Origin of the sequence: Streptomyces sp. AC602_WCS936 (genome assembly GCF_019049125.1) — a bacterium.
GTDB lineage: Bacteria > Actinomycetota > Actinomycetes > Streptomycetales > Streptomycetaceae > Streptomyces.
Map to the genome: position 1 here is coordinate 93,009 of NZ_JAGMUF010000129.1, position 11,992 is coordinate 105,000.

Annotated in this window: 11 protein-coding genes; 1 reads left to right on the top strand and 10 read right to left on the bottom strand. The window is 73.3% G+C overall.

Features of this window, described 5'->3' with window-relative positions; all coding sequences use genetic code 11:
• Window positions 1–12: 12 nt before the first annotated feature.
• The 4 genes from KUM03_RS35215 to fmt all read right to left on the bottom strand — a co-directional run bounded on the left by KUM03_RS35215 (window position 13) and on the right by fmt (window position 4,495).
• Window positions 13–1,056: a sugar-binding transcriptional regulator gene (locus KUM03_RS35215; RefSeq protein WP_217254629.1), complete on the bottom strand. Its 1,044-nt coding sequence runs from the start codon at window positions 1,054–1,056 to the stop codon at window positions 13–15.
• Window positions 1,057–1,133: 77 nt separating this feature from the next.
• A complete protein-coding gene (rpe, locus tag KUM03_RS35220) occupies window positions 1,134–1,820 on the bottom strand; it encodes a ribulose-phosphate 3-epimerase (RefSeq protein WP_019325057.1) in 687 nt (228 codons plus the stop codon).
• A gap of 243 nt (window positions 1,821–2,063) precedes the next feature.
• Complete coding sequence (locus KUM03_RS35225) at window positions 2,064–3,482, bottom strand: RsmB/NOP family class I SAM-dependent RNA methyltransferase (protein ID WP_217254630.1); 1,419 nt, start codon at window positions 3,480–3,482, stop codon at window positions 2,064–2,066.
• Window positions 3,483–3,562: 80 nt separating this feature from the next.
• Entirely contained in the window at window positions 3,563–4,495 is a 933-nt protein-coding gene (fmt, locus tag KUM03_RS35230) for a methionyl-tRNA formyltransferase (protein ID WP_217254631.1), read from the bottom strand.
• A gap of 330 nt (window positions 4,496–4,825) precedes the next feature.
• Between fmt and KUM03_RS35235 the strand changes: the two genes are divergently transcribed.
• A complete protein-coding gene (locus tag KUM03_RS35235; RefSeq protein ID WP_217254632.1) occupies window positions 4,826–5,377 on the top strand; it encodes a hypothetical protein in 552 nt (183 codons plus the stop codon).
• An 83-nt stretch (window positions 5,378–5,460) separates the two neighbouring features.
• Here KUM03_RS35235 and KUM03_RS35240 read toward each other — a convergent pair whose 3' ends face one another.
• The 6 genes from KUM03_RS35240 to KUM03_RS35265 all read right to left on the bottom strand — a co-directional run bounded on the left by KUM03_RS35240 (window position 5,461) and on the right by KUM03_RS35265 (window position 11,906).
• Window positions 5,461–7,611, bottom strand: a complete 2,151-nt coding sequence (locus KUM03_RS35240) for a primosomal protein N' (protein WP_217254633.1) — start codon at window positions 7,609–7,611, stop codon at window positions 5,461–5,463.
• 195 nt (window positions 7,612–7,806) lie between these two features.
• Complete coding sequence (gene metK, locus KUM03_RS35245; protein WP_073730792.1) at window positions 7,807–9,015, bottom strand: methionine adenosyltransferase; 1,209 nt, start codon at window positions 9,013–9,015, stop codon at window positions 7,807–7,809.
• A 240-nt stretch (window positions 9,016–9,255) separates the two neighbouring features.
• A complete protein-coding gene (gene coaBC / locus KUM03_RS35250; RefSeq protein WP_217254634.1) occupies window positions 9,256–10,461 on the bottom strand; it encodes a bifunctional phosphopantothenoylcysteine decarboxylase/phosphopantothenate--cysteine ligase CoaBC in 1,206 nt (401 codons plus the stop codon).
• Between the two features lie 143 nt (window positions 10,462–10,604).
• The gene (gene rpoZ / locus KUM03_RS35255) at window positions 10,605–10,877 is read right to left on the bottom strand and encodes a DNA-directed RNA polymerase subunit omega (protein WP_003977348.1); all 273 of its coding nucleotides are present in this window, start codon (window positions 10,875–10,877) and stop codon (window positions 10,605–10,607) included.
• A gap of 62 nt (window positions 10,878–10,939) precedes the next feature.
• Window positions 10,940–11,533, bottom strand: coding sequence for a guanylate kinase (gene gmk / locus KUM03_RS35260; RefSeq protein WP_217254635.1), 594 nt, complete (start codon window positions 11,531–11,533; stop codon window positions 10,940–10,942).
• A gap of 49 nt (window positions 11,534–11,582) precedes the next feature.
• The gene (locus KUM03_RS35265; RefSeq protein ID WP_003977346.1) at window positions 11,583–11,906 is read right to left on the bottom strand and encodes an integration host factor; all 324 of its coding nucleotides are present in this window, start codon (window positions 11,904–11,906) and stop codon (window positions 11,583–11,585) included.
• Window positions 11,907–11,992 lie beyond the last annotated feature (86 nt).

Below are 11,992 nucleotides of genomic sequence, written 5' to 3' on the forward strand. Positions count from 1 at the left end.
TCCGACTGGCCGTCAGACGCCGTCCGGGTCCGTCCTGTTGAGCGTCGACTTGGGCGTCGGGCCGGCCGTCATCAGGTAGTCCGCCGCCGACGTGTCCGTCACCAGGCTGGTGACCAGCCCGGAACGCAGCACCGCGTCGATGGCCGCCGCCTTGCGCTGCCCGCCCGCGATCGCCACGACCTCGGGGATACGGCGGAGCTGGTCGGCCTTGACCGTGATGCACCGCTCCCCCAGGTCGCGCCCGACCCGACGCCCCTCCGCGTCGAAGAGGTGCGCGGACATCTCGGCGGCGACACCGAGCGAGGCGTAGTGCGCGCGCTCCTCGTCGCTGAGCATGTCGTGCACCGTCGAGATGCCCGGCTCCCAGGAGCCGATGGAGACGCAGGCGACCGTGACCTTGTCGAAGTACTCGAAGGCCCGGGCGATCCCGGTCTGGTGGCGCAGCGCCTGCGCGGTCGCCGCGTCCGGGAGCAGCATCGGCGCGTAGATGGGGTGGGCGTCGCCGCCCGACACCTGGGCGGCGCGGCGGACGGCCTCGACCGAGCCGCGTTCGGCGGTCCCGGCGTCGTACACGCCCGTCAGCTGCACCACGGTGCACGGCGGCAGCCGGTCCAGCGCCGCCGCCATGTGGATGGTGGACCGGCCCCAGGCCAGCCCGAGCACATCGCCTTCGTTGACCAGCTCACCGAGCAGGTCGGCGGCCACCTCGCCCAGGTTCTCCGGGTCGGGCGTCTCCTCGGCGTCCGCCGGGGACTCCACGACCACGGCGTGCCTGAGGCCGTAGCGGGCCCGCAGGGCGTCCGAGCGCTCGGCGTCCAGCTCGGCCGGCACCCGGATCTCGATTCTCACTAGGTCTCTCTCGAGGGCGGTCTCGAGAACCCGGGCCACCTTGAAGCGGCTGACGCCGAACTCCTCCGCGATCTGGATCTTGGACTTGCCCTCGAGGTAGAAGCGGCGGGCCATGGCCGCCGCCTGGACCAGCTCAGCGGGTCCCATCCGCATGGCTGAACGGCCCGCCGACATACCCGACACGGCGTTCTCCTCACTGCTGTTCACACTCTGGATTCGCCGTTCATCCTTGCAGATTCGGCGCGCTTGATCAGCCCTGATGGGAGCCGTTCACGTTCTGTTCCTCAGTGGTCGCACGCCCAGGACGCCTTGGCGGTGGCCGAGTCGGCCTGGGTGCGCAGTGCACGTACCGCCTCGGCCGGGTCGGACGCCCCGTACACGGCGGAACCCGCGACGAAGACGTCCGCGCCGGCGTCGGCGCACTGCTCGATCGTCGACGCCGAGACTCCTCCGTCGACCTGGAGCCACAGCTCCAGACCATGCTTCTTGATCAGCTCACGGGTGCGGCGGATCTTCGGCAGCATGATGTCCAGGAACGCCTGCCCACCGAAGCCGGGTTCAACCGTCATGATCAGCAGCATGTCGAGCTCGGGGAGCAGGTCCTCGTACGGCTCGATCGGCGTCGCGGGGCGCAGCGCCATCGAGGCGCGGGCGCCCTTGGCCCGGATCTCGCGGGCGAGCCGCACGGGGGCGGTGGCCGCCTCGACGTGGAAGGTGACGGAACCGGCGCCGGCCTCCACGTACTGGGGGGCCCAGCGGTCGGGGGCCTCGATCATGAGGTGGCAGTCCAGCGGGGTGTCCGTCGCCCGGGCCAGGGACTCCACGATCGGGACGCCGAGGGTGAGGTTGGGGACGAAGTGGTTGTCCATGACGTCGACGTGAAGCCAGTCGGCTCCCTCGACCGCCTTGGCCTCGTCCGCGAGGCGGGCGAAGTCGGCGGACAGGATGCTGGGGTTGATCTGCGCGGCCATGCCCCCAAGCCTGCCATGCCCTCCGGGGGTCGGCGGCATCGGTCCCGGGGGCGGCCGGGGTTGGTCGTCGGGTGCGGGTGGGTGGGGGCTGGGCGCGCAGTTCCCCGCGCCCCTGGGGGTGACGGTGTGGGCGTGGGGGGACAGGGCCCCTCCGCGGAGGGCCCCGCGCGGGGTGCGGTTGTTCGTCGAGTGCAGGCCGGTGGGGGCTGGGCGCGCAGTTCCCCGCGCCCCTCGCGGGGCGTGTCAAGCGGTGCGGCGGATCAAGGTGAGGTACATCGCGTCGGTGCCGTGGAGGTGGGGCCAGAGTTGGATGTCGGGGCCCTCGCCGAGGTGGGGGACGTCCGGGAGGAGGGGGCGGGCGTCGATGAGGTCGGTGTCGGGGTGCTGCTTGAGGACGTCCGCGACGACCGCGCGGGTCTCGGCGAGGTGGGGGGAGCAGGTCGCGTAGGCGACGACGCCGCCGACGCGGACGGCTTCGAGGGCACTGCGCAGCAGGGCGCGCTGGAGCGGGGCGAATCCGTCCAGGTCCTCGGGGCGGCGGCGCCAGCGGGCCTCGGGGCGGCGGCGCAGGGCGCCGAGGCCGGTGCACGGCACGTCGACCAGGACGCGGTCGAAGCTGCCCGGGCGCCATGCCGGACGGGTGCCGTCGGCGGTGATCACCTGGTACGGGCCCGGGTTGCCGTCCAGGGCCTTGGCCACGAGCCCGGCCCGGTGCGGCTGCTTCTCGGAGGCGAGGAGGAAGGCACCGCGTTCGGCGGCCAGGGCGCCGAGCAGCGCGGCCTTGCCACCGGGGCCCGCGCACCCGTCCAGCCAGCGCCGGTCGGGGCCGTCCAGGGGCGCGTTGGCCAGGGCCAGGGCGACGAGCTGGCTGCCCTCGTCCTGGACACCGGCCCGGTTCTCGCGTACCGCGTCGACGGCGCCGGGCTCGCCGCCCTCGCTCAGGCGCACGGCGTACGGGGACCAGCGGCCCGGCACGGCGGCCTCCTCGGCGAGCAACTCGTCGCGCGTGGCACGCCCGGGGCGGGCGACCAGGGTGACCTCGGGACGCTCGTTGTCCGCGGCCAGCAGCTCCTCCATGCCGGCCCGGCCGCCACCGAGCGAGTCCCACAGCGCCGAGACGACCCAGCGGGGGTGCGAGTGCACGACGGCGAGGTGGTCCTCGGGGTCCTCGTCGTAGGGCGGGGCGACCCGCTCCAGCCACCCGTCGAGATCGTCCCGCGCGACCTTGCGCAGCACGGCGTTGACGAACTTGGCCCGCCCGTCGCCGAGCACGACCCGCGCCAGCTCCACGGTGGCGGACACGGCGGCATGGCTCGGGATCCGGGTGCCGAGCAGCTGGTGCACGCCGAGGCCGAGCACGTCCAGCACCGGCGGGTCGACCTCCCGCAGCGGCCGGTCGACGCAGTCGGCGACGATCGCGTCGTACGTCCCCTGCCTGCGCAGCGTCCCGTACACCAGCTCGGTGGCGAGGGCCGCGTCCCGAGCGTCGAAGTCGTCCCGCTCCCGCGCCTTGCGCAGCAGCGGCGGCAGCACGAGGTTGGCGTACGCGTCCCGCTCGTCCACGGCCCTGAGCGCCTCGAAGGCGAGGATGCGGACGGGGTCCTTCTGGGGCCTGCGGTACGGCTTGCCGGGCTTGCGGGGACGGCGGGGCTGCTCGCTCACGAAAAAGGTGCTCCGGGTGTGGGGTGAAGTGCGCTCACCAGCGTACGCCGGGCCGGTGAACGGTGCTGCGCATGCGCAGGTCAGCCGCCCAGCAGCTCGCCCTCGGCGATCCGCACGCCGCGTGCCCAGTCCGCGGCACGCATCGGCTTCTTGCCCTGGGCCTGCACCCACAGCAGCTCGACGGCGTGCGAGCCGGTGCCGACGTACACGTTGTTCTTGCCGACGGCGAGCTGCCCTGGGGCGAGGTCGGTCCGGTCGGGGGCGGGGACCGCCTGCACGAGCTTCAGCCGCTCGCCGCGGAAGGTGGTCCAGGCGCCGGGGGCGGGGGTGCAGCCGCGCACCACCCGGTCCACGCGCAGCGCCGGGGCGGCCCAGTCGACCCGGGCGTCCTCGACGGTGATCTTCGGCGCGAGGGTGACGCCGTCGGACGGCTGCGGCACCGCCTTCAGGCTGCCGTCCTCGATGCCGTCCATGGTGGCCGCCAGCAGCCCGGCACCGGCGAAGGCGAGCCGGGTCAGCAGGTCGCCGCTGGTGTCGGTGGAGCGGACGGTCTCGGTGACCGTGCCGTAGACGGGGCCGGAGTCCAGGCCCTCCTCGATCAGGAAGGTGGACGCGCCGGTGATCTCGTCGCCCGCCATCAGCGCATGCTGCACGGGCGCGGCGCCGCGCCAGGCGGGCAGCAGCGAGAAGTGCAGGTTGACCCAGCCGCGGGCGGGCACGTCGAGGGCGACGCGGGGCAGCAGCGCCCCGTAGGCGACGACGGGGCAGCAGTCGGGCGCGATCTCGCGCAGCCGCTCCAGGAACTCCGGCTCGCGCGGCTTGGCGGGCTTGAGCACCTCGATGCCGGCCTCCTCGGCCCGCTCGGCCACGGGAGAGGCGACCAGCCGGCGACCGCGCCCGGCCGGAGCGTCGGGCCGCGTGACGACGGCGGCCACCTCGTGGCGCCCGGAGGCGATCAGGGCGTCCAGGGCGGGAACGGCGACCTCGGGGGTACCGGCGAAGACGAGCTTCATGGGAGGGACGGGCCTCTCGGGCAGGGACGGACAGCGGGCAGCGCACCAGTCTACGAGCCCACCCCGAACGGAAAGCCGCCGACGGCGCCCCGCCCCCGCGGCAGACCCCAGCCTCTCGACCGACTGGAAACGGGTGGTGCGTGGGCGGGAGAGAAACACGCCAAGGGCCGAAGGCCGAGGCGCACACCCCCCGAAAACAGGCGCACGCATATGCCGCCACGCCCCCACCCCGTGACCAGCGGAGCGCCCACGCGTTGGTCAAGGAAGAGTTGACCACCGGGCCGCCCGCGCGGCCCGATTCCTTTCAACGCCGGTTCGAGAGGCTTGTTCATGGCCGACCACGCAACCCACGACGCCCAGGCTCGGGCCAGCCTGCACTTGCTGGTGCGGGACATCGAGCGGGTCCGCCGGCAGGTGGACGCACTGCGCACCCTCACCGCCCAGCTGGGCAACGTCTACCGCCCGCGCCGCTCCGGCCCCTCCACGGGCTTCGTCGTCTACGGACGCGCCCCCGCCCCGACGGTCCGCCTCGCCCAGGAACTCCGGGACAGTGTCGAGACCCTGGTCACGGCCGCCGTGGACTTCGACCGCTCGCTCGGCTTCTCGTGGGACGCGGTGGGCTCCGCGCTCGGCGTCACCAAGCAGGCCGTGCACCGCCGCTACGGTTCCCGCCGTGCCGCCGCCCAGACGGCGCCCGCGGCGGAGACCACCGAGCACGCACCGGAGCCGGCCGGCACCCGCCCGGTCAACGTGGGCTCCGGACTGCCCACCGTGCCCACCGTCCCGGCGGCCCGTTCGATGCCGACCCAGCCGACGGCGGGCAGTCCGGCCCTGCGCGACGACGTCCGGCCGACGGCCTTCCCCGGCCCGCGCAACGGCTGAGCCGCACGCACCGGGGCTCACACCGGCCCTCCGCCTCCCCGCTCCTCCGGGCAGACGGAGGGCCGGGCCGTGTGCGGGCGGTCTCAGCCGATGTCGGGCGGATCGATCCGCACCCACACCGCCGTGTCGCTCCCCCGCGCCATCCGCGCCGCCTGCGCGGCCTTCAGCGCACCCGCCAGCGCCGCCCCGCGCCCCGGCGGCACCCGGATCAGCGCCCGCTCCCAGTGTTCGCCCGGCGGCGGCGCGCCCACGCGACGCGGACGCCCCACGGCCGTGACCGGCAGCGGCACGGGACCGAGCACCTCGGCCTCGCCCGGCAGTCCGGCCGCCCGGAGGAAATCGGCCACCGCCTCCGCGGGCCCGGCCACGGACGCCATCCGCGAAACCGGCGGGAAGCCCAGCTCGGCCCGCTCGGCCAGCTCCCGCAGCGCATGGCCGACGGGATCCCAGCGCACCAGTGCCTGCACCGGCCGCAGGGTCGGCTCGGCGACCGCGACGACGGTGCCCCCGGCGCCCTGCGGGCGCACCAGCGCGGCGGCGGCCAGCCAACGCCGCAGCGCGTCCTCACCGGCGCGCAGGTCGGGCCGCCCGAGCATCGCCCAGCCGTCGAGCAGCAGGGCCGCCGCGTAGCCGCCCTCGGCGACGGGTTCGGCGCCCGGGGTGCTCACCACCAGCGCGGGTGCCTCGGACACGGTGTCGAGCACGTGCTCGCGCCCGGAGGTGCGCACGGGCACGGCCGGGAAGGCGCGTCCCAGTTCCTCGGCGGTGCGACGCGCCCCCACCACCTGGGCGCGCAGCCGGAACGCCCCGCACTCCGGGCAGTGCCAGGCGCCCTCCTCGCGCCCGCACCAGCCGCACCGCAGCGCGGAACCGGACTCCTGGCCCTCCAGCGGCCCCGCGCAGTGCCGGCACCGGGCGGGCGTCCGGCACGAGGCGCACGCCATCCGCGGGACGTAGCCCCGCCGGGGCACCTGCACGAGCACCGGTCCGCGCCGCAGCCCGTCCCTGACGGCCTGCCAGGCGAGGGTCGGCAGCCGGGCGGCGCGGGCGGCCTCGTCCCGGGCCAGGTCCTGGTCCCCCACGGTCCGCACCAGCGGGGCGGCGGCCCGTACCTCCTCGCGTGCGGCGATCAGGGGCCGGGCCCAGCCGGTCTCCACGAGCTGGGCGGCCTCCACGGTGCAGCCCCAGCCGCCCAGCAGGAAGGCGCACCGGTCCTGGGCGGCGCGCAGCAGCAGCACCTCGCGCGCGTGCGGCTGCGGTGCGTGCGGCTCGCTGTGGCTGTCGTCGCCGTCGTCCCAGAGGGCGACCAGGCCGAGGTCCCGCACCGGCGCGAACATGGCGGCCCGGGTCCCGATCACGGCCCGTACCGACCCCCGGCGTACCGCGAGCCACTGCGCGTACCGCTTCTCGGGCCCGGCGTCGGCGGTGAGCACCGCGTGCCGTCCCTCGCCCAGCAGGGCGGTCAGCGCGGCGTCGGCGCGGGCGACCGCCCGCCCGTCGGGCAGGACGACGAGCGCGCCCCGCCCTGAGGCCAGCGTCGCGGCGACGGCCCGCGCCAGCTCCTCGGCCCACTGCGGGCCGGGCAACGCGTTCCACACCGCGCGCGGCGCACCCCCCGAGGCGAGGGCCGCCAGGAACGCCTCCCCCTGCTCGTACCGCGTCCACGGCCCCGGCTCCGGCACCGGCGGCGGGGGCAGCGGGTCCGGCGACGTCCGCTTCTCGGCGCGCGCGCTGCGCGGCGGTACGGCGAGCTGCAGTACGTCGGCGAGGCTGCCCGCGTACCGGTCCGCGACCGCCCGCGCGAGTCCCAGCAGCTCCTCGTCGAGCACCCGCTCGGGCGAGACGACCTGGGCCAGCGCGGCGAGGGGGCCCGAGTAGTCGGACTGCGCGAGTCGCTCGATCAGGAAACCGTCGACGAGTCCGCCGCCCTCGCGCCGCCCGTCCCGCACCCGGTGCCGCCCGGCCCCGAAACGCACCCGGACCCGCACTCCGGGTTGGGCGTCGGCGTCGAGCTCCTCGGGCACGGCGTAGTCGAAGTAGCGGTCGAGATGGAGCACGCCCTTGTCGACGAGGACCCTGGCGACGGGCAGCTCCCTGGCGAGGGCCGCTCCGCGCCAGGTCCTCGGCTTGGCCCGCGGCGCCTTCGCCTGGCGCACACTCTCCCGGATGAGCGCGAGCTGCTCGGGCGGCGCGTCCCCCGCGCCACCGCCCGTCGCTTCGTTCTCGCTGCTCACGCCTGCATTCTTACCAAAGACCACTGACAACCGACGGCGCCCGAGTCGCACCGCGTCTCACCGGCGACCGGTCCGACTCTGCCTTGGAGCACTCGGCCCCGCCGCACCGGACGCGCCGAGGCCCGGCGTCCCCACCGGGACACCGGGCCTCGTCACATGCCGTCCGGCAGGGACGGCGGTGGCCTGTCGGGGTTGTTACAGCCCCGCCGCCTGCCGCAGCGCCTCCACGCGGTCCGTGCGCTCCCACGTGAAGTCGGGCAGCTCACGGCCGAAGTGGCCGTACGCGGCGGTCTGGGCGTAGATCGGGCGGAGCAGGTCGAGGTCGCGGATGATGGCGGCCGGGCGCAGGTCGAAGACCTCGTCGATCGCCTTCTCGATCTTCTCGGCGTCGATCTTGGCGGTGCCGAACGTCTCGACGAAGAGACCGACGGGCTCGGCCTTGCCGATCGCGTAGGCGACCTGGACCTCGCAGCGGGAGGCGAGGCCCGCGGCGACGACGTTCTTGGCGACCCAGCGCATCGCGTACGCGGCGGAACGGTCGACCTTGGACGGGTCCTTGCCGGAGAAGGCACCGCCACCGTGGCGGGCCATGCCGCCGTAGGTGTCGATGATGATCTTGCGACCGGTGAGGCCGGCGTCGCCCATCGGGCCGCCGATCTCGAACCGGCCGGTCGGGTTGACCAGGAGGCGGTAGTTCTCCGTGTCGAGCTTGATGCCGTCGTCCAGCAGCGCCTTGAGCTCGGGCTCGACGACGAATTCCTTGATGTCGGGCGCGAGCAGCGACTCCAGGTCGATGTCGCTGGCGTGCTGGGAGGAGACGACCACGGTGTCGAGGCGGACGGCCTTGTCGCCGTCGTACTCGATGGTGACCTGCGTCTTGCCGTCCGGGCGCAGGTAGGGGATGGTCCCGTTCTTGCGGACCTCGGACAGGCGCTTGGACAGGCGGTGCGCCAGGAAGACCGGGAGCGGCATCAGCGTGGGCGTCTCGTCGGACGCGTAGCCGAACATCAGGCCCTGGTCGCCGGCGCCCTGGCGGTCCAGCTCGTCCTCGTCGCCCTCGACCCGGTTCTCGTAGGCCGTGTCGACGCCCTGCGCGATGTCCGGGGACTGCGCGCCGATGGAGACCGAGACTCCGCAGGAGGCGCCGTCGAAGCCCTTCTTCGAGGAGTCGTAGCCGATCTCCAGGATCTTGCCGCGGACCAGGTTGGCGATGTCCGCGTAGGCCTTGGTGGTGACCTCGCCGGCCACGTGCACCAGTCCGGTGGTGATCAGGGTTTCGACGGCGACCCGGGAGGTCGGGTCCTCACGCAGAAGCGCGTCGAGAATGGTGTCGCTGATCTGGTCAGCGATCTTGTCGGGGTGACCTTCGGTCACGGACTCCGAGGTGAACAGGCGACGGGACACAACGCTCCCTGGGGTTGCAGCGGCTGCTGGCTGATCATTGGTGGACGGCACGGGGAGCTGCACCCGGCGACGTCCGAGAACAGTTTATCGGTCGCGCTTCGCCACCGGCCCACCCGTCTCGGCTGTCGGAAGGGCTGTGACCTGCGGCACGGGCATTCTGCCCAGAACGGAGCGCCCTTGGCCAGGGTCGCCACGCTCGAATGCGCGGGGTTGGCGGGGACCGTGGAGTGAATGAGTCATTCAGCCGAGCCGTTCCGCCACGAGGTCCCACACGGTTTCGGCCAGTGCTTCCTTCGGACCGCGTGTCACCGGGGTCTCGCTGCCGTCGGCGCCAAGGATGACCGCCTCGTTCTCCTCGGAACCGAAGGTCTTGTGCTCCCCCACCTCGTTCACCACGAGCAGGTCGCAGCCCTTGCGCTTCAGCTTGGCCCGCCCGTTGGCGAGGACGTCGTCGGTCTCGGCGGCGAAGCCGACGATCACCTGGCCGGGGCGCGCCCGGTCGCCCGCGATCTCGGCGAGGATGTCCGGATTACGCACCAGGGTGATCGGTGCGGGTTCCTGGTCGTCCTTCTTCTTGATCTTTCCGGCGGCGTACGTGGCCGGGCGGAAGTCCGCGACCGCCGCGGCCATGACGACGGCGTCGGCGTCGGCCGCGGCGCGCAGCACGGCCTCGCGCAGCTCCACCGCCGTACCCACCGGGACGACGTCCACGCCGGCCGGGTCCGGGAGTGACGCGTTCGCGGCGAGGAGGGTGACGCGGGCACCTCGCGCGGCGGCGCTGCGGGCCAGGGCGTAGCCCTGCTTGCCGGAGGAGCGGTTGCCGAGGAAGCGGACCGGGTCGAGGGGCTCCCGGGTGCCGCCGGCGCTGACCACGACGTGCCGTCCGGCGAGGTCCGGTTCGCGCACACCGCGGGCGAGCACCCTGCGGCAGACCTCGAAGATCTCCCCCGGGTCGGGCAGCCGGCCCTTGCCGGTGTCGACGCCGGTGAGGCGGCCGACGGCCGGTTCGATGACGACGGCGCCGCGGCGGCGGAGCGTCGCCACGTTCTCCTGGGTGGCCGGGTGCTCCCACATCTCGGTGTGCATGGCGGGGGCGAAGACGACCGGGCAGCGGGCGGTGAGCAAGGTGTTGGTGAGGAGGTCGTCGGCGAGGCCGTGGGCGGCCTTGGCGAGCATGTCGGCGGTGGCCGGAGCGACGACGACGAGGTCGGCGTGCTGGCCGATGCGCACGTGCGGGACCTGGTGGACGTCGTCCCACACCTCGGTCGAGACCGGGTTGCCGGACAGGGCGGACCAGGTGGCGGCGCCGACGAAGTGCAGCGCGGAGGCGGTGGGGACGACGCGGACCTCGTGCCCCGACTCCGTGAGTCTGCGCAGCAGCTCACAGGCCTTGTACGCGGCGATCCCGCCGCTGACCCCCAGAACGACCTTGGGCTGCTTGTCCACCGTCTCTCCCCGGCTCGGATGACGCGCTCGGGCAGCGCGTACGACCCATCACACACCACAGGCCCGACAGTCGGGCTGCCGGGCCTGTGGATAAGTCAGCTTCAGGCTGAAAATACTACCGTCGATGTCGGCAGTGGCACTGCTTACTGCGCCGGGCCTTCGATGGCCTCGGAGGTCAGCAGACCCGCGTTGATCTCGCGCAGGGCGATCGAGAGCGGCTTCTCGTGGACATGGGTGTCGACGAGCGGACCGACGTACTCGAGAAGACCCTCGCCGAGCTGCGAGTAGTACGCGTTGATCTGGCGGGCCCGCTTGGCCGCGTAGATCACGAGGCTGTACTTCGAGTCCGTGGCCTCGAGGAGCTCGTCGATCGGCGGGTTGATGATGCCCTCGGGCGCGGAGATGGAAGAGGACACGCTCTACCTTCCGATGGATGGGAAAGATTCAGTCAGGATGACCGCAGGGTGACCAGTAACGATCACACGACGTTCGTCAAGGCTAGCAGCTCGCGCGCCACGTCCTCGACGGAGGTGTTCACCAGGGTCTGGTCGAACTCCGGCTCGGCGGCCAGCTCGACCCGGGCGGCGGCGAGGCGGCGCTCGATGACCTCTGGCGGCTCGGTGCCCCGGCCGGTGAGCCTGCGCACCAGCTCCTCCCAGGAGGGCGGCGCCAGGAACACCAGCTGGGCCTCCGGCATGGACTCCCTGACCTGCCGCGCGCCCTGGAGGTCGATCTCCAGCAGCACCGGCTCACCCGCCTCCAGGCGCTCCAGCACGGCCGCTCGCGGCGTGCCGTAGCGGTTGCCGGCGAACTCGGCCCACTCCAGCAGCTCGCCGTTGGCGATCAGCTTGTCCATCTCCTCGTCGGTGACGAAGAAGTAGTGGACTCCGTGCTGCTCGCCGGGACGAGGCTTGCGGGTCGTCGCCGACACCGAGAGCCAGACCTCGGGGTGTTCCTTGCGCATATGGGCGACGACCGTGCTCTTGCCGACCCCCGAGGGGCCGGAGAGCACGGTCAGCCGCGGACGTGATTCCGGGGGTACGGGGGTCGTCCCCCGGGATGTTGCAGCCATGCGGCGATTATTCCAGTTGTTCCGCAGTGGTCCGGACTCAGCTTCTGCCTCAGCTGCCGGTGCTGCCGAACTCGCGCTCCAGGGAGGCGATCTGGTTGGAACCGAGGCCGCGCACGCGGCGGCTCTCGGAGATGCCGAGCCGCTCCATGATCTGCTTGGCGCGGACCTTGCCCACGCCCGGCAGGGACTCGAGCAGGGCGGAGACCTTCATCTTGCCGATGACGTCGTTCTCCTGACCCTGCTTGATGACCTCGTGGAGGGAGGCGCCGGAGTGCTTGAGTCGATTCTTGACCTCGGCCCGCTCCCGGCGAGCCGCGGCGGCCTTTTCGAGCGCGGCTGCGCGCTGTTCAGGGGTAAGGGGCGGAAGAGCCACGCCTACGTCACCTCGGATGTCGAACTGTCGGATACGGACCGGTGAGGAACCTAGTCGCCCCACACCTGGGGAGTCGCGAGCAACAC